The organism is Saccharomonospora piscinae (assembly GCF_005862235.1).
Classification (GTDB): Bacteria; Actinomycetota; Actinomycetes; order Mycobacteriales; family Pseudonocardiaceae; genus Saccharomonospora; species Saccharomonospora piscinae.
This window is the reverse complement of sequence record NZ_VCEK01000003.1, coordinates 547,231-569,860: the sequence shown is the minus strand read 5'-3', so window position 1 is coordinate 569,860 and position 22,630 is coordinate 547,231. Positions and strand designations below refer to the sequence as shown.

At 70.0% G+C, this 22,630-nt stretch carries 19 protein-coding genes and 1 pseudogene; 14 read left to right on the top strand and 6 right to left on the bottom strand.

Annotation, left to right across the window (positions count from 1 at the left end):
• Position 1: 1 nt before the first annotated feature.
• Together FFT09_RS13785 and FFT09_RS13780 are read right to left on the bottom strand one after the other, a co-directional pair.
• On the bottom strand, positions 2 to 1,069 hold the full coding sequence (locus FFT09_RS13785; protein WP_138382935.1) for a tartrate dehydrogenase: 1,068 nt from the start codon (positions 1,067 to 1,069) through the stop codon (positions 2 to 4).
• Positions 1,066 to 2,529, bottom strand: a complete 1,464-nt coding sequence (locus tag FFT09_RS13780) for an NAD-dependent succinate-semialdehyde dehydrogenase (protein WP_081191402.1) — start codon at positions 2,527 to 2,529, stop codon at positions 1,066 to 1,068. Before FFT09_RS13780 ends, FFT09_RS13785 begins: the two co-directional genes overlap by 4 nt.
• 162 nt (positions 2,530 to 2,691) lie before the next feature.
• Between FFT09_RS13780 and FFT09_RS13775 the strand changes: the two genes are divergently transcribed.
• Both FFT09_RS13775 and FFT09_RS13770 read left to right on the top strand, forming a co-directional pair.
• The gene (locus FFT09_RS13775) at positions 2,692 to 3,951 is read left to right on the top strand and encodes an aspartate aminotransferase family protein (protein ID WP_081191403.1); all 1,260 of its coding nucleotides are present in this window, start codon (positions 2,692 to 2,694) and stop codon (positions 3,949 to 3,951) included.
• A gap of 32 nt (positions 3,952 to 3,983) precedes the next feature.
• Positions 3,984 to 4,481 (top strand): DUF3830 family protein, encoded by a 498-nt coding sequence (locus FFT09_RS13770; protein ID WP_024874789.1) that lies wholly within the window; start codon positions 3,984 to 3,986, stop codon positions 4,479 to 4,481.
• 282 nt (positions 4,482 to 4,763) lie between these two features.
• Here the strand turns inward: FFT09_RS13770 and FFT09_RS13765 are convergent, their stop codons facing one another.
• Positions 4,764 to 6,038, bottom strand: a complete 1,275-nt coding sequence (locus FFT09_RS13765) for an MFS transporter (RefSeq protein WP_244231355.1) — start codon at positions 6,036 to 6,038, stop codon at positions 4,764 to 4,766.
• A 324-nt stretch (positions 6,039 to 6,362) separates the two neighbouring features.
• Between FFT09_RS13765 and FFT09_RS13760 the strand changes: the two genes are divergently transcribed.
• The 3 genes and pseudogenes from FFT09_RS13760 (at position 6,363) to FFT09_RS13750 (ending at position 9,080) form a co-directional block, all read left to right on the top strand.
• Positions 6,363 to 6,620, top strand: a complete 258-nt coding sequence (locus FFT09_RS13760) for a hypothetical protein (RefSeq protein ID WP_138382933.1) — start codon at positions 6,363 to 6,365, stop codon at positions 6,618 to 6,620.
• Between the two features lie 98 nt (positions 6,621 to 6,718).
• Positions 6,719 to 6,916, top strand: a pseudogene (locus tag FFT09_RS13755) (transposase); the annotation flags it as partial.
• Between the two features lie 610 nt (positions 6,917 to 7,526).
• On the top strand, positions 7,527 to 9,080 hold the full coding sequence (locus FFT09_RS13750; protein ID WP_208544439.1) for an acetolactate synthase large subunit: 1,554 nt from the start codon (positions 7,527 to 7,529) through the stop codon (positions 9,078 to 9,080).
• A 176-nt stretch (positions 9,081 to 9,256) separates the two neighbouring features.
• Here FFT09_RS13750 and FFT09_RS13745 read toward each other — a convergent pair whose 3' ends face one another.
• Together FFT09_RS13745 and FFT09_RS13740 are read right to left on the bottom strand one after the other, a co-directional pair.
• Positions 9,257 to 11,431 carry a 3-hydroxyacyl-CoA dehydrogenase NAD-binding domain-containing protein gene (locus FFT09_RS13745; RefSeq protein WP_138382931.1) on the bottom strand — a complete coding sequence of 725 codons (2,175 nt, stop codon included), beginning with the start codon at positions 11,429 to 11,431 and terminating at the stop codon, positions 9,257 to 9,259.
• 14 nt (positions 11,432 to 11,445) lie between these two features.
• Positions 11,446 to 12,657, bottom strand: a complete 1,212-nt coding sequence (locus FFT09_RS13740; RefSeq protein ID WP_138382930.1) for an acetyl-CoA C-acetyltransferase — start codon at positions 12,655 to 12,657, stop codon at positions 11,446 to 11,448.
• 134 nt (positions 12,658 to 12,791) lie between these two features.
• On the opposite strand from FFT09_RS13740, the gene FFT09_RS13735 reads away from it, so the two are divergent.
• The 3 genes from FFT09_RS13735 (at position 12,792) to FFT09_RS13725 (ending at position 16,595) form a co-directional block, all read left to right on the top strand.
• Complete coding sequence (locus tag FFT09_RS13735; RefSeq protein WP_138382929.1) at positions 12,792 to 13,994, top strand: TetR/AcrR family transcriptional regulator; 1,203 nt, start codon at positions 12,792 to 12,794, stop codon at positions 13,992 to 13,994.
• A gap of 70 nt (positions 13,995 to 14,064) precedes the next feature.
• Positions 14,065 to 15,393, top strand: a complete 1,329-nt coding sequence (locus FFT09_RS13730; protein ID WP_138382928.1) for an acyl-CoA dehydrogenase family protein — start codon at positions 14,065 to 14,067, stop codon at positions 15,391 to 15,393.
• Entirely contained in the window at positions 15,390 to 16,595 is a 1,206-nt protein-coding gene (locus tag FFT09_RS13725) for an acyl-CoA dehydrogenase family protein (RefSeq protein ID WP_138382927.1), read from the top strand. The genes FFT09_RS13730 and FFT09_RS13725 overlap by 4 nt, the downstream gene beginning before the upstream one ends.
• Before the next feature lie 117 nt (positions 16,596 to 16,712).
• On the opposite strand, the gene FFT09_RS13720 is transcribed toward FFT09_RS13725, so the two are convergent.
• On the bottom strand, positions 16,713 to 17,165 hold the full coding sequence (locus tag FFT09_RS13720; protein ID WP_138382926.1) for a hypothetical protein: 453 nt from the start codon (positions 17,163 to 17,165) through the stop codon (positions 16,713 to 16,715).
• A 425-nt stretch (positions 17,166 to 17,590) separates the two neighbouring features.
• Here FFT09_RS13720 and FFT09_RS13715 point away from each other — a divergent pair, with 425 nt between their 5' ends.
• The 6 genes from FFT09_RS13715 (at position 17,591) to FFT09_RS13690 (ending at position 22,612) form a co-directional block, all read left to right on the top strand.
• Positions 17,591 to 17,938: an NADH-quinone oxidoreductase subunit A gene (locus tag FFT09_RS13715; RefSeq protein WP_138382925.1), complete on the top strand. Its 348-nt coding sequence runs from the start codon at positions 17,591 to 17,593 to the stop codon at positions 17,936 to 17,938.
• Positions 17,929 to 18,969 carry a hypothetical protein gene (locus tag FFT09_RS13710; protein ID WP_138382924.1) on the top strand — a complete coding sequence of 347 codons (1,041 nt, stop codon included), beginning with the start codon at positions 17,929 to 17,931 and terminating at the stop codon, positions 18,967 to 18,969. Before FFT09_RS13715 ends, FFT09_RS13710 begins: the two co-directional genes overlap by 10 nt.
• Positions 18,962 to 19,885, top strand: a complete 924-nt coding sequence (locus FFT09_RS13705) for an NADH-quinone oxidoreductase subunit H (protein ID WP_081191411.1) — start codon at positions 18,962 to 18,964, stop codon at positions 19,883 to 19,885. Before FFT09_RS13710 ends, FFT09_RS13705 begins: the two co-directional genes overlap by 8 nt.
• 67 nt (positions 19,886 to 19,952) lie before the next feature.
• Positions 19,953 to 20,462, top strand: coding sequence for an NADH-quinone oxidoreductase subunit J (locus FFT09_RS13700; RefSeq protein ID WP_425273064.1), 510 nt, complete (start codon positions 19,953 to 19,955; stop codon positions 20,460 to 20,462).
• Entirely contained in the window at positions 20,459 to 20,764 is a 306-nt protein-coding gene (locus FFT09_RS13695; RefSeq protein WP_081191412.1) for an NADH-quinone oxidoreductase subunit NuoK, read from the top strand. Before FFT09_RS13700 ends, FFT09_RS13695 begins: the two co-directional genes overlap by 4 nt.
• Before the next feature lie 3 nt (positions 20,765 to 20,767).
• Positions 20,768 to 22,612, top strand: a complete 1,845-nt coding sequence (locus tag FFT09_RS13690; protein ID WP_138382923.1) for a proton-conducting transporter transmembrane domain-containing protein — start codon at positions 20,768 to 20,770, stop codon at positions 22,610 to 22,612.
• Positions 22,613 to 22,630: the final 18 nt, after the last annotated feature.

Below are 22,630 nucleotides of genomic sequence, written 5' to 3'. Positions count from 1 at the left end.
GCTACACGGCGTCGGCCACGGCGGAACCGAGCTGCTCCGTCGTGGCCCGGCCTCCCAGGTCGGGCGTGGCGACCCTGCCCTCCGTCAGCACCTTCTCCACAGCGGCGTCGACCGACCGGGCGGCCTCGGTCTCACCGAGATGCTCCAGCATCATCGCCGAGGCCAGAATCTGCGCCACCGGGTTCGCGATGCCCTTCCCCGCGATGTCCGGGGCGCTGCCGTGGACCGCCTCGAACATCGACGGCCGGGTGCGCTCCGGGTTGATGTTGCCGGACGGGGCCATGCCGAGCCCGCCGGTGACCGCCGCGGCGAGGTCGCTGAGGATGTCACCGAACAGGTTGGACGCCACGACCACGTCGAGCCGGTCGGGCTGCTGCACCATCCTGGCGGCCAGCGCGTCGATGTGGCACTGCTCCGCGGCCACGTCCGGGTAGTCGGCCGAGACGGACTCGAAGATCTCGTCCCAGAACGGCATGGTGTGGATGATGCCGTTCGACTTGGTCGCCGAGCACACCCGCCGCGAGCGCGTGCGGGCCAGCTCGAACGCATAGCGGATGATGCGTTCGACGCCCACCCGGGTGAACACCGACTCCTGCAACGCGAACTCGCCGGGCTGGCCCTCGTTGTGCCTGCCACCGAGCGTGGAGTACTCCCCTTCGGAGTTCTCCCGCACGATCACCATCTCCAGCTCGTCGGCCTCGCGGCCCGCGAGCACGGAGGTGGTCCCGGGCAGCAACCGCACCGGGCGCAGGTTCACGTACTGCGAGAACGCGCGGCGGAGCGGGATCAGCAACCCCCACAGCGACACGTGGTCGGGTACGCCGGGGAAGCCGACGGCGCCGAGCAGGATCGCGTCGAAGGCGGACAACGTCGCCACCCCGTCGCCGGGCATCATGGCGCCGGTCTCGCTGTAGCGCTCGCAGCTGTAGTCGAACTCGGTCCAGCGCAGCGCGAAGCCGTGCCGGCTCGCCGCCGCGTCCAGTACCTTGCACGCCTCGACGGTGACGTCGACCCCGATGCCGTCGCCGGGGATGGTGGCGATCTCGTAGGTCCGCTCCGGCGCGCTCACAGGCTCACCGCGACGTACTTGGTCTCCAGGAACTCCTCGATCCCCACGGTGCCGCCCTCGCGGCCGAGGCCCGACTGCTTCACCCCACCGAACGGTGCCGCCGGGTTCGACACGATGCCCTGGTTGAGCCCGACCATGCCGGTCTCCAGCCCCTCGCTCACCCGCAGGGCGCGCTTCACGTCGCTGGTGTAGACGTAGCCGACCAGGCCGTACTCGGTGTCGTTGGCGGCGGCCAGCGCCTCGTCCTCGGTGTCGAACACCGAGATCGGGGCCACCGGGCCGAAGATCTCCTCGCTGGCCATGCGCGCGTCGCGCGGCACTCCCGTGAGAACCGTGGGCTGGTAGAAGTTACCCGGCCCGTCCACGGTGGCGCCGCCGGTGAGCACCTCCGCGCCGCGCCGTGCGGCGTCCTCGACCAGGCCGCTGACCTTGGTCACCGCGTCGGGGTCGATCAGCGGGCCGACCACCACGCCGTCCTCGGTGCCCCGGCCGATGGGCTGGGCCTCCATGCGCTCGGTGAGCCTGCGGGCGAACTCGTCGGCGACACCGCGCTGCACGTAGAACCGGTTGGCCGCCGTGCACGCCTCGCCGATGTTGCGCATCTTCGCCTGCATCGCGCCGTCCACGGCCGCGTCGAGGTCGGCGTCGTCGAACACCAGAAACGGCGCGTTGCCGCCCAGCTCCATCGAGGTGTTCAGCACCTTGTCGGCGCACTGCTCCAGCAGGCGCCTGCCGACTCCGGTGGAGCCGGTGAACGAGAGCTTGCGGGCCCTGCCGTCCCGGATCATCGGCTCCATCACGGCACCCGCGCTGCGGGTCGTCACCACGTTGAGCACGCCGTCGGGCAACCCCGCGTCGGCCAGGATCTGCGCCAGCGCCAGCATCGACAGCGGCGTCTGCGCGGCCGGCTTGATGACCATCGTGCAGCCCGCGGCCACGGCGGGCCCGATCTTGCGCGTGCCCATCGCCATCGGGAAGTTCCACGGCGTGATGAGCAGGGACGGGCCCACGGGCTGCTTCGTCACGAGGAAGCGCCCCGCACCGTTGGGCGACACGGCGTAGCCGCCGTCGATCCGGACCGCCTCCTCGGCGAACCAGCGGAAGAACTCGGCGGCGTAGGCGATCTCACCCCGGGACTCGGCCAGCGGCTTGCCCATCTCCAGGGTCATCAGCAGCGCCAGTTCCTCCTGCCGCGCCATCAGCCCGTCGTAGGCCCTGCGCAGGATCTCGCCCCGCTCCCTCGGCGCGTGGGCCGCCCACTCGGCCTGGACCGCGCACGCGGCGTCGAGCGCCGCTCGGCCGTCGTCGGCCGAGGCGTCGGCCACCTCGCACAGCACCCCGCCGGTGGCCGGGTCGTGTACGGGAAACGTCGCCCCAGCGGTGGCCTGCGTCCACTTGCCGCCGATGAACAACTCCTTGTTGACAGCCTCGACCACACCGGACTCGGTGACCGCGCTCATTGAGAACTCCCTGAAGTCGCTGATTGCGCCGCTGCGAGTGCCATGCTACGAATATTGTTGACAATCTACAACCCCGGTGGTGGCCGGTGCGGTGCGACCCACCCGCGGCCGCGCTCGCCCGTCACGCCGTTGTCGTTCCGCCTCGCAAAGGAGCACGCTGTCATGGCCCAGCTTTCCCCGATCCTCAAGCAGGCCACACCGGTCGTCGTCGAGCACGGCGAAGGCGCCTACCTCTACGACACCAGCGGGCGCCGCCACCTCGACTTCACCGCAGGCATCGGCGTGACGAGCACCGGGCACTGCCACCCGCGCGTCGTGGCCGCCGCGCAGGAGCAGGTCGGCAAGCTGATCCACGGCCAGTACACCACCGTCATGCACCGCCCACTGCTCGAACTCAGCGAGCGGCTCGGCGAGGTGCTGCCCAGCGGGCTCGACTCACTGTTCTTCTCGAACTCGGGCAGCGAGGCCGTCGAGGCGGCGCTGCGGCTCACGCGACAGGCCACCGGCAGGCCCAACATCGTCGTTTTCCAGGGCGGGTTCCACGGCCGCACGGTCGCCGCCGCGTCGATGACCACCTCCGGCACCCGCTTCGGCGCGGGCTTCTCGCCGCTGATGAGCGGCGTCCACGTCGCGCCGTTCCCGTACGCCTACCACTACGGCTGGGACGAGAAGACCGCCACGGACTTCGCACTGCGCGAGCTGGACTACCTGTTCGCCACGCAGACCTCGCCGCAGGAGACTGCCGCGTTCTTCATCGAGCCGATGCTCGGCGAGGGCGGCTACGTGCCCGCCAACAGCGAGTTCATGGCCGGGCTGCGCCGCCGCGCCGACGAGCACGGCATCCTGCTGGTGATGGACGAGATCCAGACCGGTTTCGGGCGCACCGGCCGCTTCTGGGGCCACGACCACTTCGACGTCCGGCCGGACGTGGTGCTGATCGCCAAGGGCCTCGCGAGCGGGTTCCCGCTGTCCGGCATCGCCGCGTCGAAGGACCTGATGGGCAAGGCGTGGCCCGGCTCGCAGGGGGGCACGTACGGCGGCAACGCCGTGTCGTGCGCGGCGGCGCTCGCCACGCTCGACGTCATCCGGGACGAGAACCTGGTCGAGAACGCGGCGGCCAGGGGCAGGCAACTGCTCGACGGCGCGAGGGCCGTCGGCGAGAAGACGCCCGCCATCGGTGACGTGCGCGGGCTCGGACTGCTGGTCGGCTCGGAGTTCGTCACGGCGGACGGCGCCCCGGACAACGCGACGGCCCAGGCCGTGCAGAAGGCCGCCGCCGCGAAGGGCCTGCTGCTGCTCACCTGCGGCGCGTTCATGAACGTCGTGCGCATGATCCCGCCGCTGGTGGTCACCTCCGAGCAGGTCGACGAGGCCCTGGAAATCTGGACCGACGTCGTCGCCTCGGTCACGAACGGCTCCTGACACCGCCCGCTCCCCACCGGTAAGGAGAGCCAGTGGCTCGCTTCATCACGATCACGCTCGACAAGCGCGGGGTGTCCTGCCGCGCGAAGCTGCTCGACGACCAGGCGCCCCGCACGTGTGCGGCGGTGTGGGACGCGCTGCCGCAGAGCGGCTCCGCCTACCACGCGAAGTACGCGCGCAACGAGGTCTACACCCTGGTACCGCCGTTCGCCGACCCGAAGCCGGGACGCGAGAACCCGACCATCACCCCGATTCCCGGAGACGTCGTCTACTTCGGATTCGAGCCATGGGAGATCGGCAATCCGGCCTACGGCTACGACGACGGCAGTGAGGCCCACAGCGCACAGGGCGCTACCGATCTCGCCATCTTCTACGGCCGGAACAACCTGCTGATCAACGGCGACGCGGGCTGGGTTCCCGGCAACGTGTTCGCCACGATCACCGAAGGGCTGGACGAGATGGCCGCCGCCGCACAGGACCTGTGGCTGCGCGGCGTCGAGGGGGAAACCCTGTCGTTCGCCCGGGCATAAGAGCTCCTACACACTGGCGTTCGATCAGCGAGCGGCGGCCAGGCGGTCCCCTACCGGGGTGGCGAGCGTCCCCGGCGGGGGCCCAGGCTCGCAAGGCGGAGGGGCGTCCGCGTACTGGAAGTACGTGGGCGCCTCCTCCAACGCAGCGAAGCGCCGCCTGGCCGCAGCGAGCCGAACAGACCAATGTGTTAGGGGCTCTTACTCCGCAGACAATCACGAGAAAATCGCTTTTCCCCTCGCAAGACAAGATCGCTCCACATCACCGAAGCGCAACGCCTTGGTTCAGGAAATATTCTGCTCTTCTACAACCGGTTCGTCCGTAGCGTTTTCCAGGGCTCGGTTGTTCAGCATGGGGTAGAACATCAGCGTCACCAGGATGAGGAAAACACCACACGCGACATATGGGGTCTGGACGGTGAACACGGTGGCGAGCACGCCGCCGAGTATCGCGCCCACCGGTCCCCCAATCATTACTACCAGTCTGCTCGACGAGAGCACCCTTCCTAAGAGGTGGCGAGGCACGATCTGCTGGCGCAGGGTGCTGACTACGACTTTCTCCGCGGTCATCAGCGCACCGGTCAGCATCATCATCGCGGCCGCGACCCATGAATTGGTGACAAGTCCCAAAACCAGAACGGTCGCGCCCACGCCGGCTTTGGCTGTGAGCAGCACGGTGCCGGAGCCGAATCGCTTGCTGGCGGCGGCGGCCGACAGTCCGCCGACCGTTGCGCCGACCGCGGTGGCCGTCAGCAACAAACCGAAACCGAAATCCGGAAGTCCGAGGACCTCTTTGGCCAGCAGCGCGAGCATCGCGAACTGAGCGGTGGCGACGACGTTGCCGAGACAGGAAGCCGTGGCTAGTGCCCGCAGTGTCCGGTTGCCGAACAACCATCGAATGCCCTCGGCGATTTCGCTCCGCACGCTCTGGCGCGGAGCGTCGGACGTCTTCTTCGTCTTGGCATCCGGTCGGATCGAGAGGACCAGCAGACCGCTGGCGGCGAACGAGAGAGCGTTCCCGGCGAACGGCAGGACGTTCCACACCCCGAACAGGGCGGAGCCGAGTGGGGGACCCACGAAGTCCTCACCGTTGCTGTCCGCCGCGGCGATCCGACCGTTCGCCGTTGCCAGGTTCCGCGAATCCCGCGACACGAAATCGGGAATGGCCGACTGGGCGGCAAGTTCGAAGAAGACCTGGCCGATACCCAGCAGGAACGCCGCGAGCACCAGCCACGCCAGATTCACCTGCGCGGTCAGGATCAGCACCACGAGAGCGACCAAGACGGCGAACCGGCCCAGGTCGGCCCACACCATCAACCGCCGGCGGTCCAGCCGGTCCACCACGACACCGGCATGCAGCGAGAGCAGCACCCAGGGAATCTCAGCGGCAGCGACGACGAAGCTCAACGCCATCGCGCTGCTGGTGCTCTGCAGGGCCAGCAGGGGCAACGCGGCAGCGTGCATGCCGGTGCCGGTGGCCGACACGAGCGTGGCGGCAAAGAGCCGGTGGAAGCGGCTGCCCAGTTTCACCTTGGCGTTGTCAGATTCCTTCGTGGGCACGTCGAGAATTCCTCCGGCTGGGCGTATAAAACAGAGGACTCGAGCGCTGATTACCGCGCTGAGCTGTACCGCGCGAACACGTCAGAGACACTTTTTCCGATGCTCAGAAATGAATCCATGTTCATCATCTCCTCGTGCTCGCAGTCGATCGAGTAGGTCTCTACTCCTCCCTGGGCAAGGTCAGCCCACCACGGTCGCGACCGGTCTGCGACGTCTTGAGGTCCCGCCGCCTCAATGCTAACGACTTTCCCACTGAGTTCCCGCGATTCGTGGGCGTCGAGAAGCCGAACGCAGTGATCGGCCATCGCCGACAGTTTGGCCACGTTGTCTTCGTGGCAGATCGTCCAGTATATCACCGGCTGCACCGCGGATCGATTGCTCGATCAGCGAAAGCACGTCCTCCGGCGGTTCATCCGCGGTTTCTCCGTTCCCGAGCTCGACAGGAGGAGCGTCGAACAGGCTGAGAACCGGCACCTCCTCGCCAAGGGTTTCGAGCACGACCGCCATCTCCTGGGCGACGGCGCCACCTCAGAGCGTGCCTCACTTGATCTTGCCGCCGGCACGACGGTGGCTTGTGATTGATGAGTTGTCGCGGCGGCTGGTGCCCGACGAGTTGTGGGCGCTGGTTGAACCGGTCATTCCTTCGGGGAGGACGCTCCGACTGACTCCGCCAGCACCAGATCATCCCGCGCATCGCCTGCAAGACCATCGAATTCGGCGACAAACTCGGCAGACACCGCTGGGTCATCGAACGAACGATCGCCCGGCTGACCGGCTACCGGATCCTGACCAGCCGCTACGAACGCAAACCCAGCCACTACTTGGCCTTCCTCACCCTGGCCGCAGCCATCACCTGCTACAAGAGACTCGCCAAGTGAGACACGCTCTACGCACCGCCGTGTTCACCCGACCGGGTAATGTCGTGATCTTCACGGATCGTGCCGATGAGTTAACTCGTTGGTGTGACAACGAAGAAGTTGTTTCGATGCGTGAACGCTGTCGACGCGAACGACCCGGTCGGGCGAACACGGCTCGTCACCAGAGCAGGGGAATCGCGGCCCCCGCGTAAAACCCGAAGGGCTTACGTGTTTATCCTGAGGGGATTTCACGCCGAGAGCCCGCGTCCGTTCCGGGTTTTGACAGCGACGCCGCCGCGCTGGAAATCTCGATCTCGCTTTCGAAAGCGATGTGCGCGCACTTCCCCATCACACAACGAAAATCTCTCTGGTGAAGGAGCCCCTCATGCAGTTCCTCGTCATGCACGCGACCTCCGGCGGCGACGTGCTCACGGGCGTGCTGGCCCATCTCGCCCACCTGCTCGGCTGGCTCGTCTGATCAGGTCGCGACCGGCTTGACCCGGCGGGGCCGGCACCAGGCGCGGAGCCGGCCCCGTTGCCCCTCCCCCACTCGTAGAACACGACACATCAGAACTCGGCGCCGAAAGCGTATTCTCGGGTGACCCCGCCCCGAGGAGGACGCACGATGGCGATGAACGGCGCACAATCCCTGATCCGCACGCTGGCCGACGCGGACGTGGATCTGTGTTTCACCAATCCCGGCACCTCGGAGATGCATTTCGTCGCCGCTCTGGACGACGTGCCACAGATGCGCGCCGTTCTCGGGCTCGCCGAGGGCGTGGTCACCGGTGCCGCCGACGGGTACGGCCGCGTCGCGCAACGCCCAGCGGCGACACTGCTGCACCTCGGCCCCGGGCTGGGCAACGGACTCGCGAACCTGCACAACGCCCGCCGCGCCCGTACTCCCGTGGTGAACATCGTCGGCGACCACGCCACCTACCACAAAAACCTCGACGCACCGCTTGAATCCGACATCGAGGCTGTGGCGGGCTCGCTGGACGGCTGGGTCCACCGGTCGGTGGCCCCGGCGCAGGTCGGCACCGACACCGCCGCCGCGGTGGCGGCCGCTCGTGACGCACCCGGCCGGGTGGCCACGCTGATCCTGCCCGCCGACGTGTCCTGGGGCGACGGTGGTGCGCCCGCCGCTCCCGGCACGCCTCGCGAGCCCCGGCCCGTACCGTCGGAGACCGTCCGCGAGATCGCGAAGGTGCTGCGTGGTGGCGAGCCCGTCGCACTGCTCGTGGGGGGCGCGGCCTGCCGGGAGCCCGGCCTGCGGGCCGTGAGCCGCATCGCCAGGGCCACGGGTGCCACGACGTTCACCGAGACCTTTCCCGCCCGCCTCGAACGCGGCGCCGGACTGCCCGGCATCGAACGCCTCGGCTACCTCGCCGAACAGGTGTCCTACCAGCTCGACGGCGTGCGGCACGTGGTCGTCGCGGGTACGCGAGCGCCGGTGTCGTTCTTCGCCTATCCGGGCAAGGCGAGCGAGCTGGTCCCCGAGGGCGCCCAGGTACACACGCTGGCCGAGGTGGGCGACGACGTGGTGGCCGCGCTGGCCGAACTGGCCGACGAGGTGGCGGCCGACGTCGCACCCGAACTCGTCCCGGCGCACCGGCCCGAACTGCCGACCGGCGAGCTGACACCGCAGAACTGGGCGCAGGTGATCGGTGCGCTGCTGCCCGAGGGAGCGATCGTCTCGGACGAGGCCAACACCTCGGGCTTGCTCGTGCCGTCGGCCACTGCCGGATCGCCCCGGCACGACGTCCTCACGCTCACCGGCGGCGCTATCGGGCAGGGCATGCCCGTCGCCACCGGGGCCGCGCTGGCCGCTCCGGACCGGCCGGTCGTCAACCTGGAGTCGGACGGTAGCGCCCTCTACACGATCCCGGCACTGTGGACGCAGGCACGCGAGGGCCTCAACGTGACCACGGTGCTGCTGAACAACCGTGCCTACGCCATCCTGCGCATGGAGCTGCAGCGCGTCGGCGCGGAGTCGTCCGGCCCGAAGGCGGGCGGCCTGCTCGATCTGTCCACACCGGACCTCGATTTCGTCCGCATGGCCGAGGGTTTCGGCGTTCCCGCCACGCGCGCCCGGACGGCGGAACAGCTCGCCGAGCAGTTCCGCCGTGCCCTCGCCGAGCCGGGCCCCCACCTCATCGAGGCGATGGTCCCACCCCTGCTCTGACGCCGTGTCCGCAGCTCCGGTAGCCGAGTTCGCATTTCCCGTAGCCGTGTCCGCAGTTCCGGTAGTCGTGTCCGTATCGTGCGGTGCAGACACGACTACGCAGGCTGCGGACACGATGCACGGAGGCCACCGGCCCTGGTGGGTCGGTGGCCTCCGGTCGGTCGGGACGGGCGGGACTACTCGAAGATCTCGCCCTTGTCGGCCTTCTCCACCAGCGACGCCGGCGGCTCGAAGTGGCTGCCGTAGCGCGCGGCCAGCTCACGCGCCCGAGCGACGAAGCCCTTGAGCCCGCCCTCGTACTGGTTCATGTACTGCACGACGCCGCCGGTCCACGCCGGGAAACCGATGCCGAGGATCGACCCGATGTTGGCGTCCTCCACGGTGTCCAGCACGCCCTCGTCGAAGCACTTCACGGTTTCCAGCGCCTCGGCGAACAGCATCCGCTCCTGCAGGTCGGCGAACGGGACCTCGCCGGTGCCGCCGGTGCCGCTGCCGAACGCCTCCCGCAGTCCCGGCCACAGGCCGGCGCGCTTGCCGTCCTCGTACTCGTAGAACCCGGCACCCGCGGAACGGCCCTTGCGGTCGAACTCGTCGATCATCCGGTCGATGATCGCCTCCGACGGGTGCGGCGTCCACGTGCCGCCCTCGGCCTCGACGGCGGCCTTGCTCTCCTCGCGGATCTTGCGCGGCAACGTGAGCGTCAGCTCGTCCATCAGCTGCAGCGGCGGCGCGGGGTAGCCCGCCTGCAGGCCCGCCTGCTCGATGCTCGCGGGCTCGACGCCCTCACCCAGCGCGGCCACGGCCTCGCTGACGAACGTCCCGATCACGCGGCTGGTGAAGAAGCCCCTGCTGTCGTTGACGACGATCGGGGTCTTCTTGATCTGCAACGTGAAGTCGAAGACCTTGGCCAGGGTGGCGTCGGAGGTCTGCTCACCCCGGATGATCTCCACGAGCGGCATCTTGTCCACCGGCGAGAAGAAGTGGATGCCGATGAAGTCCTCCCGCCGCTTCACGCCCTCGGCGAGACCGGTGATCGGCAGGGTGGAGGTGTTGGACCCGAGCACGGCGTCCGGGTTGACGACGCCCTCGATCTCCTGGAACACCTTGTGCTTGAGTTCGGTGCTCTCGAACACGGCCTCCACCACGAAGTCGACGCCCGCGAGGTCCTGCGGGTCGGCGGTCGGGGTGATCCGGCCGAGCAGCGCGTCGGATTTCTCCTGCGTGGTCTTGCCGCGCGAGAGCGCCTTCTCCTCCAGCTTGGCCGCGTAGCCCTTGCCCTTCTCCGCGTTCTCCTGCGAGACGTCCTTCAGCACGACGTCGATGCCCGCCTTCGCGGCCACGTACGCGATCGCGGCGCCCATCATGCCCGCGCCGAGCACGCCGACCTTGCGCGCCTGGTACTTCTCGTACCCGTCGGGACGGGAGCCGCCGGAGTTGATGTGCTGGAGGTCGAAGAAGAACGCCTTCGTCATGTTCTTCGACACCTGGCCGGTGACGAGGCTGACGAAGTAGCGGGTCTCGATGAGGAACCCGGTGTCGACGTCGACCTGCGCGCTCTCCACCGCCGCGGCGAGGATGGCCCGCGGTGCGGGCATCGGCGCGCCCTTGAACTGCTTGCGCAGGGTGGCAGGGAAGGCGGGCAGGTTCGCGGCGAACTTCGGGTTCGAGGGCGAGCCGCCAGGGATCTTGTGGCCCTTGACGTCCCAGGGCTGCTGCGCCTCGGGATTGGCCTTGATCCATTCCTTGGCCTTCGGCAGCAGCTCGTCCACCGAGCCGACGAGCTCGTCCACGAGCCCGAGTTCCAGTGCCTTGGCCGGCCGGTGCCGCTGCCCCTGCACCAAAACGTTCATGACGGCGCTCTGGATGCCGAGCAGCCGCACGGTGCGCACGATGCCGCCACCGCCGGGCAGCAGGCCCAGCGTCACCTCGGGCAGGCCGATCTGGCTGCCCTTGACGTCGGCGGCGATGCGGTGGTGGCAGGCCAGCGCGATCTCGAGGCCACCGCCGAGCGCGGCGCCGTTCATGGCGGCGACCACCGGCTTGCCGAGCTTCTCCAGCCTGCGCAGATCCCGCTTCATGGCGTTGCTCTGCTCGGTGACGGCCTCGGCGTCGTCCGGCGTCGTCTTGATCAGGTCGTTGAGGTCGCCGCCCGCGAAGAAGGTCTTCTTCGCGGAGGTCAGCACCACGCCGGTGAGGGAGTCGAGCTCGGCCTCCAGGCGGTCGACGGTCGCCGTCAGCGACTCCCGGAAGTCGGCGTTCATGGTGTTCGCCGACTGCGACGGGTCGTCGAGCGTGAGCACGACGATGCCGTCGGAGTCCTTCTCCCAGTGGATGGTCTTGGAGTCAGTCATCGTGTTCTCGTCCCTCACACGCGCTCGATGATCGTGGCGAGGCCCATGCCACCGCCGATGCACAGCGTCACGAGCGCGCGCCGGGCCTGGCGCCGCTCCAGTTCGTCCACCATCGTGCCGAGGATCATGGCTCCGGTGGCTCCGAGCGGGTGACCCATGGCGATGGCTCCGCCGTTGACGTTGACCTTCTCGTCCGGAATCCGCAGGTCCTTCATCCACTTGAGGACCACGGCGGCGAACGCCTCGTTCAGCTCGAACAGGTCGATGTCGTCGACCGTGAGCCCGGCCTTGGCCAGCACCTTCTCGGTGGCGGGTGTGGGGCCAGTCAGCATGATCGTGGGGTCGGAGCCGGTGACCGCGGTGGCCACGATGCGGGCCCGGGGCTGCATGCCAATGCGCTTGCCGATGGCCTCGCCACCGACCAGCACCAGTCCGGCGCCGTCGACGATGCCCGACGAGTTGCCGCCGGTGTGGACGTGGTCGATGTTCTCGACCCAGTGGTACTTCTGCAGCGCCACCGCGTCGAACCCGGCGAAGTCGCCGATGTCGGCGAACGCGGGCTTGAGCTTGGCCAGCGACTCCACGGTGGTGCCGGGGCGCCGATGCTCGTCGTGGTCGAGGATGGTGACGCCGTTGACGTCCTTCACGGGCACCACGGACTTGCTGAAGTACCCGCCCGCCCACGCGGCCTCGGCACGCTCCTGGGAGCGCACGGCGTAGGCGTCGACGTCGTCGCGGGTGAAGCCCTCGGTGGTGGCGATGAGGTCGGCACCGATGCCCTGCGGCACGAAGTAGGCGTCGTAGTTGGTGGCCGGGTCGGTGAACATCGCGCCGCCGTCCGAGCCCATCGGCACGCGGGACATGGACTCGACGCCGCCGCCGATGACGAGGTCGTCCCACCCGGCGCGCACCTTCTGCGCGGCCTGGTTGACGGCCTCCAGCCCCGAGGCGCAGAAACGGTTGAGCTGCACCCCCGCGACCGTCTCGGGCAGCCCCGCGGCGATGGCGGCGCCTCGCGCGATGTCGGCGCCCTGATCACCCACCGGCGACACGACGCCCAGGATGATGTCGTCCACCAGCGCGGGGTCGAGCTCGGGGTGGCGGGCCTTCAGCTCGTCGATCAGGCCGACCACGAGGTCGATCGGCTTGGTTCCGTGGAGGGAACCACCCTTGTTCTTGCCACGAGGCGTGCGGAGCGCCTCGTAGATGAACGCCTCTGTACTCACACCCACGGTCCTTCCTGCGGGGATCACTGCGGATTGCGTTACGTGGTGCTAATCGCTACTAACATAATCCCGCATCGTCCGAGGCTGTCAACGGGTTGTCAGGTGGACAACAAGCGCTAGAGTGTGCTCACGTTATGGACGAGACGAACGGCAGGACCCGGCGCCCCCGCGACCGCAGGCACCAGCTCGCGGCCATCGCCTCCGAGCTGTTCCGCGAACGCGGCTACCACGGGGTGAGCGTCAACGACATCGCCGCCGCGGCGGGTGTCACGGGCCCGGCCCTGTACCGGCACTTCACCGACAAGCGGGCGATCCTCGCGCACGTCCTGCTCAGCGGCCTGGACGACATGGCCGCGACCACCGAGACCGCACTCGACCGGACGACGACACCGGAAGAGGTCAGGGCCCTGCTCACCGGCCTCGCCACCCGCTCGGTGGAACGGCGGGAGGTGGCGGCGCTGTGGCGCTGGGAGGGCAGGCACCTCGACACCGAGAGCCAGCACGAGATCCGCCGCCGCTCCACCGCCATGCTCACGACGTGGAGCGAGGTGCTGCGCCGCAAGCGGCCCGAACTGTCGCACGCCGACGCGGAGCTGCTGTGCTGGGCGACACTCTCGGTGTTCGGCAGTGTGTCCGTGCATCGCGCCACTCTCGCCAAACGCCGGTTCACCGAACTGCTCACATCACTGGCGCTGCGGGTGCTGCACGCCAACCTGCCCCGACCCGACGACAACACTGCCAACGCGGCCGGGGCGCCGCCCGCACTGGCACTGGGCAGTCCGTCACGCCGCGAGCAGGTGCTCACGGCCGCGGCCGAACTGTTCCGGGCACGCGGCTTCACCGACGTCAGCATGGAGGACATCGGCAAGGCCGCCGGCATCGCGGGCCCCAGCGTCTACCGGCACTTCCCCAGCAAGGCCAGCCTGCTTGCCGCCATCGGCCGCAGGGCGGGCGACCGCCTCGCGCTCGCGGCCGAGCACGCGCTGCGGGCGAGCGGCCCGCCGGACGAGCGGGAGGCGCTGCGCAGGCTCGCCGACTCCTACGTGCGCACTCTGACCGGCCCGCCGGAGCTACTGGTGGCGTTCTCGGTGGACCACGTCCACATCGACGAGCGGGACCGCCCCGAACTGCTGCGCATCCAGCGTGACTACGTGGCGCAGTGGGTGCGGCTGCTGACGGCCGTCCACCCGGAGCTGGAGCCGCGCGAGGCCCGGATCACCGCCCACGCGGCGCTGACCATCGCGAACGACCTCACCCGCACGCGAAGGGTGGCGTCCCGGCCCCATTTCGGTGCCGAGCTGACGGCGCTGCTGCACGCGGTGCTCGACGTGACCTGATCGACCCTACTGGCGCGAGGGGGACCACACCGACTAACCTACTCACGAGTAGGTAGACGGAGGGAACGCTGTGGCCCGACACAAAGCGACACGCCGCGACGCGATGGGCTTCGGCCTCGCGGCGCTGAACCGCCTCGCCGGAAGCACGCTGCTCGACCGCACCGGACTGCGCAAACCCGTGGAGCAGGTCGTCGCCACCGCCACGCGGCGTGGCTTCGCCGCCGCGGGCGCCGCGGGACGCACGTTCGCGGCGACCACCCGGCTCGGCAAGCCCGCGCGACTGTCCCCCGCGCCGGCGGGCGACCTGTTCGACCTCACGCCGGACGACGAGCAGCAGATGATCGTCGACACGGTGACCGAGTTCGCCGCCGAGCAGCTCCGGCCCGCCGCCGCCGAGGCCGACGCGACCGCGACACCGCCGGACGGACTGCTGGGCCGGGCCGCCGAACTCGGCCTGACCGCGGTGGGCATTCCCGAGGAGGTCGGCGGCGTCGGCGCGGAACGCTCGACGGTGACGAACGTCCTCGTCGCGGAGGCGCTCGCACAGGGCGATCTGGGCCTTGCCGTGGCCGTGCTCGCGCCCTCGGCCGTGAGCAACGTGCTCGTCCGGCACGGCGACGCGCACCAGCAGGCCACCTACCTGCCCGCGTTCACGGGCGAGGACGTGCCGGCGGCGGCGCTGGCGCTGCAGGAGCGCGCGCCGCTGTTCGACGTGTTCGCCCCGAGGGCGACCGCGCGCCGCACCCCGCACGGCTACCGGCTCGACGGCGTGAAACACCTCGTGCCGAGGGCGGCGCAGGCCGAACTGTTCGTCGTGTCGGCGACTCTGGAAGGGCGCGGACCCGCACTGTTCGTCGTCGAGTCCGCCACCCGCGGCGTGTCGGTGGAGGCCGAACCGGCGATGGGGCTGCGGGGCGCGGCGACGGGCACGCTGGTGCTCGACAACGTGTCGCTGCCCGCGAGCGCGCTGCTCGGCGGGGCGAAGCGGGACGTCCTCGCCGACGTGGTGCGCTCGTCTCGGCTGGGCTGGGCTGCGCTCGCGTGCGGCACCGCGAAAGCCGTCCTCGACTACGTGATCCCGTACGTCAACGAGCGGGAGGCGTTCGGCGAGCCCGTCAGCCACCGGCAGGGCGTGGCGTTCACCGTCGCCGACATCGGCATCGAGCTGGAAGGGCTGCGGCTGCTGACCCTGCGCGCGGCGTCGCGGGCCGAGCAGGGCAGGCCGCACGCCAGGGAGGTCGCCCTCGCCCGCGCGGCCGCCGCCGAACGCGGCATGGAGATCGGCAGTGCCGGGGTGCAGTTGCTCGGCGGGCACGGCTTCGTCAAGGAACACCCGGTGGAACGCTGGTACCGCGACCTGCGCGCGGTGGGCGTCATGGAAGGGGTCGTCAGCGCATGATCAACCTTGAGGTCCCGAAGAAGGCCAAGGCCCTCGTCAACCAGGCCCGGCAGGCCGCCACCGAGGTGTTCCGGCCCATCTCGCGCAAGTACGACCGCGCCGAACACGCCTACCCCAGCGAACTCGACATGCTCGCGGCGCTGCTCGACGGGCTCAACACCTCCGGCGAGGGCGGCGCGGGCGCGGCGGGGGTGCGGCGGGGTGACGACGACAAGGGCGGCAACCGCAACGGCGGCAACCTGCTCACCGTCCTCGGCACCATCGAACTCTGCTGGGGCGACGTGGCGCTGCTGCTGTCCATGCCCAGGCAGGGACTCGGCAACGCCGCCATCGCGTCGGTGGCCAACGACGAGCAACTCGCGCGCTTCGGCAAGCTGTGGGCCGCCATGGCCATCACGGAACCCGACTGCGGGTCCGACTCGGCGGCCATCACCACCACCGCCACCAAGGACGGCGACGACTACGTCCTCAACGGCGAGAAAATCTTCGTGACCTCCGGTGAACGCGCCGACGCCGTCGTCGTGTGGGCCACACTCGACCGGACCCAGGGCCGCGCCGCCATCAAGTCGTTCGTCGTCGAGAAGGGCACTCCGGGCTTCGAGGTGGTGCGGCTGGAGCACAAGCTCGGCATCCGCGCCTCCGACACGGCCGTGCTGCGGTTCGACAACTGCCGCGTGCCCGCCCAGAACCTGCTCGGTACCCCGGACATCGACACCAAGAAGGGTTTCGCCGGGGTCATGCAGACCTTCGACAACACCCGCCCGCTGGTGGCCGCCATGGCCATCGGCGTCGCGCGGGCGGCGCTGGAGGAAACGCGCGGCCTGCTCGCCGAGGCGGGTGTCGAGGTCGACTACGACAAGCCCGTCAACGCCCAGCACGCCGCCGCGGCCACGTTCCTGCGCCTCGAAGCCGACTACGAGGCCGCCTACCTGCTGACCCTGGAGTCGGCGTGGATGGCGGACAACCGCAAGCCGAACTCGCTGGAAGCGTCGATGGCGAAGGCCAAGGCGGGCCGCACCGTCGTGGACGTCACGCTCCGGTGCGTCGAGCTCGCGGGCACGCTCGGCTACACGGAGGACTCCCTGCTGGAGAAGTGGGCCCGGGACGCGAAGATCCTGGACATCTTCGAAGGCACGCAACAGATCCAGCAGTTGATCGTGGCGAGGAAACTGCTGGGCAAAACGAGCAAGGACCTGAAGTAGCACCGTGTCCGCAGCCTGCGTAGCCGTGTCCGCAGCCTGCGTAGCCGTGTCCAGCGACACCGCCGAGGCGCGTCGAGCGCGCCCGGCGGCGTCCTGCGGTTCCGCGACGCCGGTCGCTCACGCGATCTCGGAGTACGTGGGAATCTCGGCGGAGTAACTTCCATCACCGGACAGGTCGCGTGTCCCCGCCTTGATCAGCAAGATGCTGCCCTCGTAGTAGTTCTTGTTGCAGACCACCCACGTGCCCGCACCGCGCGTGTTGCGGCATTCGCCGTGGCGATACAGGTTCCCGGAGACGATCTGGTTCTCCCACACCGCCACCGCGGAACGTCCGTCCGCCAACTTGTCCTTGAGGTAAATCTTGTCGCCGTACGGCTGGAAGCACACCTGCACCGTCGCGTTGAACGTGCAGAGCGCGTTACCGGGGGTGGAGACCGACGTCCCGTAGTCCACTTCGTACCCATAGGCACCGTCGGCCGCCGCCGTTCCCGGTGCCGCCACTGTGAGCGCCGCCGCGGCCACCGTCGCTCCGGCCAACCCCGTCAGACGTCGTACTTTGCGTAGTCCCACGTCTTCTCCTCACTCTCGCCGGCGCCACCCCGATGCACCGAAACGGGCAACACGCGGCGAACAGTAGTGAGTTCACGACGGAGGAATCAGGGGCGAGATTCACGGCGCTACCGCAGGGAGACAGGCCGAGGAAACGCTGGCGCGGTCGTCACGACCAGCCAGTATGGCTTTGCGCCCGCCCGGCCCGGGGAGCGAGAGCGGCTACGGCCGCGCTACCGGACGACGGGAGCTGCGGACACGGCTACACAGTCTGCGGACACACGCCTGCGTGACCCGGCCGCGCGCTGAGCGTCCCCGCCCCGGCTGCCAGGCTTCGCGGACCCACACCATCCGGTGACGACGTTTGCACGGACGGTCAGCGAGGAATCCTGCGCGACGCCGGCTCGCGAGAGCTCACCACGAGGCGGGCGGAGGTGTGGTCCACGGTGAACGTCGGTGGCGCGCTGGTGCTGCTCGTCCTCATGCTGCTCGTCGCTGCCGGGCTGTACGGCATGGCCTTCGCCGTGCGCCTCGGCGACACCGCGACCGGGACACCTCCGTTCCTGTCCGGCCACGCACCGGCAGAGCACGCGGTCTCGCGTTACCACGTCCGCTGGTACCCGATCGCGATGATCTTCCTGGTGTTCGACATGGAAATGGTGTTCATGTACCCGTGGACACTGGTCGTCGCCGAGCTGGGCACGCCTGCCGTCGTCGAGATGTTCGTCTTCCTCGGGATCCTCGTGGCGGGCGTGGTCTACGCCTGGCGGGAGGGGGCGCTGCGGTGGACCTGACCGCCTGGCTGCTGCGGCTCACCCCGCCTCGTCCCTTCGTGGTCGCCACGCCGGGTGGGACCGGCGCGCGCGTCGCCGTCGAACGCGTCGTCCGCGAGCGCGGCTGGCAGCCTGCGGCCAGTCCGGCGGAGGGCAACATCCTGGTCGTCGCGGGCCCGGTGAGTGACGACCTGCGGCCCGCCGTCGAGCAGGTGTGGAGCCTGTTTCCACGCCCGTGCGCCCGTGCCGACATCGACTCCGCGTCGGCGGCACCGGCTCGCCTTGCGGCGGCAGCGGACGCGCTGGGGGATCCCGACCGGCAGCGTCGGCCGAGGGCAGCGCACCCCCACCACGACCGGCGCGGGGCGGAGCCGCCGATGGCCGACCGCGCGCGGGACCGCGACGGCCTCATGCTCGACCGGCTCCATGTCCCGCTCGGCCCCGTGCTGCCGGACTGGCCCGCTGGTCTGGTCGTCCGGACGGCGTTGCAGGGCGATGTCATCCAGGACGCCACGGTCACGACCACCGGCTTGGGCCATGCCCGGCAGGTATCGCCCTGGGATTCGCCCACCGGATTCGTCGCACGCAGGCTCGACTCCTGCGCCCGGCTGCTGTCCGTCGTGGGCTGGCCCGACGCCTCGGCCACCGCTCGCCGCCTGCGCGACGACGTCCTGCGCAGCGACGTTTTGCGCGGCGACCGGCGGGCGCGCACGGCGACAGCCCTGGCCCGGTGGGCCGGGCGGGTGCGCCGCTCCCGCACGCTTCGCTGGTCGCTGGCGGGCGTCGGTCGCACGCCGCCGGTCCCGTCCACACCTCCGGAGCTGGGTGGAGACGCATGGGACCGCCTCGGTTCGTGGCTCGACTCGGCCGTGCGCACGTTCGATCGGCCCGGCTCCGCTGCCGGGCTGGACAGAGCGCCGGAGACGCGATGGGCGCTGGAGGCCCTGCCCACGCTCCTCGACGGCAACGAACTCGCCTGCGCACGGATTCTCGTGGCGAGTCTCGACCCCGACCTGGACACGCTCGCGCGGCGCGAGGCGCCGCATGGTTGAGGCGGTCGGCTGGCCGGGCGCGCTCCTGCTCCCGCTGGTACTGGCGGCGTTCGCGTTCGGCACCGCCGTGCTCGACACCGCCCTCGCGGCGCGGGCGGCGGGGGCGGCCGGTGGCGTCCGCGCGGCGACCGCTCCGGCACGCGCGGTCGCGGGCCTGCTCGTGCAGCAGCGGCGGCGCACGCCCGCCGCCGACAGTCTGCTCTGGCGGGGCGGAGGCCTGGTGCTGCTGGTGACCGCGGTGCTGGCGTCGCTGGTCACCCCGCTGGGCCATCGGTCCGTGGCCGATCTGTCCGTGGGCGTCGTGTGGTTCAACGCTATGGAGATCGCGGCGTGGGCGGCGGTGTGGCTGGCCGGCTGGGGAGCCGACTCCGCGTTCGGGCTGGTGGGCGGCTACCGCTTCCTCGCCCAGGGACTCGCCTACGAACTCCCGCACATGTTCGTCCTGACCACCGCGGCGATCGGGGCGGGCTCGCTGCGGGTGGCCGACATCGTCGCCGCGCAGCGGGACCTGTGGTTCGTGGTCTGGATGCCGGTCGCGTTCGTCGTGTTCCTGGCCACGGTGCTGGCGATGGCGTTCTTCGGTCCGTTCGCGCAGACCGTGGGTCGCGACATCGCGGGCGGTGCGCTCGCGGAACTGTCGGGTGTGGACCGGCTGATCTTCGTCGCGGGCCGCTGGCTGCTGCTGGTGTCCGGGGCGGCGATGTCGGTGGCCCTGTTCCTCGGCGGTGGCCTCGGACCGCTGTTGCCGCCCTGGCTGTGGTCTGTCGTGAAGACGGTGCTGGTGCTGGCGGTGCTGGTCGGCATCGGGCGGCGAGTGCCGACGATCCGCATGGAACGGTTCGCGGAGGTCTCCTGGATTCTGCTCATCCCGCTGACGCTGGTGCAGGCGCTGGTCGTGGCGATCGTGGTGATCTGAGGTGCTGACGCCCGTGCAGGCCGAGGTGGCGTTCTGGGCGTGCGCCACGGGTGCCGTCGCGACGGCGATGCTGGTGTTCCGGGTGGACTCCATGGCCAGAGCGACGTTCTCACTGCTGGCGTCGTTCGTCTTCGCCGGCCTGACGCTGTTGCTGGTGGAGCTGGCCTACCTGGGTGTGCTCGTCATCCTCATGATGACCATGGAGATGCTCATCATGGTGGTCTTCATGATCATGTACATGATGAACCCGGCCGGGTTGCAGCCGATGACCATGGTGCACAACCGGAAGGCGTCCCTGGCGATCGCGACCGGAACCTTCGCCGTACTCGCGACCGGCATCTTTCTGATCGACTGGCCCGCGTCCACCGAACAGCCGCCCCCGGACCCGACGAGGTCGCTCGCGGAGGCGCTCATGGGACCGAAGATGCTCGTGATGATCGTGCTCGGGCTGGCGCTGTTCGCCACGATCGTGGCGACCGTCGTGCTGTCGACCCATCGCGGGCGCTACGACCGCTTCGGCGACCGGCTCGATCGCACGCGGCCGGACGACCCGGTGCGAGGCGGTGTCGGTCGGTGAGCCTGGAGGGCTACCTGCTCCTGGCCGCGGCGCTGTACAGCGTCGGGCTCTACGGCGCGCTGTCGCAGCAGTCCATCGTCATGATCATGATGGGCCTGGAGCTGATGGTCAACGCGGTGATCGTCGGTGCTGCCGGGTTCTGGTACTTCACCTCCCCGGACCGTCCCGACGGCCAGGTGGTCGTGGTGCTCGCGGTGACCGCGATGGCCATCGAGATGGCCGCCGGATTCGCCGTCACCACGGCACTGTTCCGTGCGAGGGACGTGGACATGACCGACATGGCCGCGGACCTGTCGGGCTAGCCCATGCTCTGGTTGCTCGTCGCGATCCCGCTGCTGGTGGGCCCGGTCCTGCTCGCGGCGGGCCGGCGCGCCGACTCGCTCGCCGGGGCGCTCGCGATCGCCTCCACCGTGCTGACACTGGCCGTGTCGGTCGTCGTGGCGGTGACCCGTCCCGCCGTGTCGATGCCCTTTGTGGAGGGTGTCGCGTTCGCCCTGCGCGTGGACGGGCTCTCGGCGATCCTGGTCGTCACGGTCGCGACGATCCTGCTCGTGGTGCTGGTGTTCGCGGTCGGCGAGATCGGCCCGACCGAGTCACGCGCGCGATTCTTCGGCCTCGTGTTGCTCTTCGCGGGCGCGATGCTGGTGACCGTCACCGCGACCACCGTGGTGTCACTGCTGATGGCGTGGGAAGTCATGGGCGCCGTGTCCTACGCGCTGATCGGCTACTGGTGGCACGACTCCCGCCGCGCGAGTTCGGGCACGATCGCGTTTCTCACCACGAGGGCTGCGGATCTCGGTCTCTACCTCGCCGCGGGCGCCGCGCTGGCGGGCGGCGCCACGGGGCTGACCCTCGGCGGGCTCGCGGAGCTGCCGGGCGGCTGGCGCGACGTGGTGGCCGCGGGGGTGGTTCTCGCCGCGCTCGGCAAGTCGGCGCAGCTACCGTTCAGCTTCTGGCTCTCCCGGGCCATGGACGGCCCCAGCTCGGTGTCGGCCCTGCTGCACTCGGCCACGATGGTCGCGGCCGGGGCCTACCTTCTCCTACGCCTGCAACCGCTGTTGTCGGCTACGGGCTGGGCGGCGGTGCTGGTCGCGTGGCTGGGCGCGTTCACCGCGCTCGTGCTCGGCGCGGTCGCGCTGGCGCAGTCCGAGCTCAAGCAGCTGCTGGCCGCGTCGACCTGCGCCCAGGTCGGGTTCATGGTGCTGGGTGCCGGTGCCGGAGGTGTCGCCGCCGCGACCGCGCAGCTCGTCGCCCACGCGCTCACCAAGAGTCTGTTGTTCTTAACCGCCGGGGCGTGGCTGAGCGCGTCGGGCACCCAGCGCCTGCCCGGCCTGCGGGGCGTGGCCCGGGACCATCCGCTGGTCGGGACCGCTTTCACTGTCGGCGCGGTGACGCTGGCCGGTATCCCGCCGCTGGCGCTCTGGACGACCAAGGACCAGATCCTCGCCACCGCGTTGCACGAGTCGCCACCGCTGTATGTGGTGGGGTTGGCCGCCGCGGCGCTGTCCGCCGGGTACTCGGCGCGGGCCGTCGCGCTGGTCTGGTCGGCTCCGGCAGTCGCGGACCGGCACACCGCACCCCGGCGGGCTCGCCGGGTGCTTCCGAGCCAACGCGCCGCGCTGCCACCGCTGGCGGTCGGGACCACGCTGCTCAGCGTGCTCGCCCTGCCCGGGGTGTGGTCGGCCTTCGCGGGAATCGTGTCGAGCCGGCCGCAGCCGACGCCGGTGTGGTGGGAGTACCTGCTGTCGACGGTGCTGGCGCTGGGCGCCGCGGCGGCGGCCGCCGGGATCGTCCGGCTGCGTGGTGACGTGCCCGCGCGGCCACTGTTCGGCGACTGGCTCGGCCTGGAAGGCGTCGCGCGCAGGTTCGTCACCGTGCCGACGCTGCGAGCCGCCGAGGGGTTGGCGCGCTTCGACGACCGTGTTCTCGACGGTGGCGTGCGTGCCGCCGCAGGGCTCGGCACGTCACTGGCCCGGACGGCCGACACGCGCGGGGAACGGTCGATCGAGGCCGCCGTGCGCGCCGTCGCCGACGGTGCGCACGGGCTCGGGCGGCTCGCCCTCCGCCCGCAGACCGGCCTGCTCCACCACTACTACGCGCAGGCCGTCGTGGCACTGGCGGTGCTGGCACTGCTGCTGGTGGTGCTCTGACCCGTGCCGAGAAGGAGG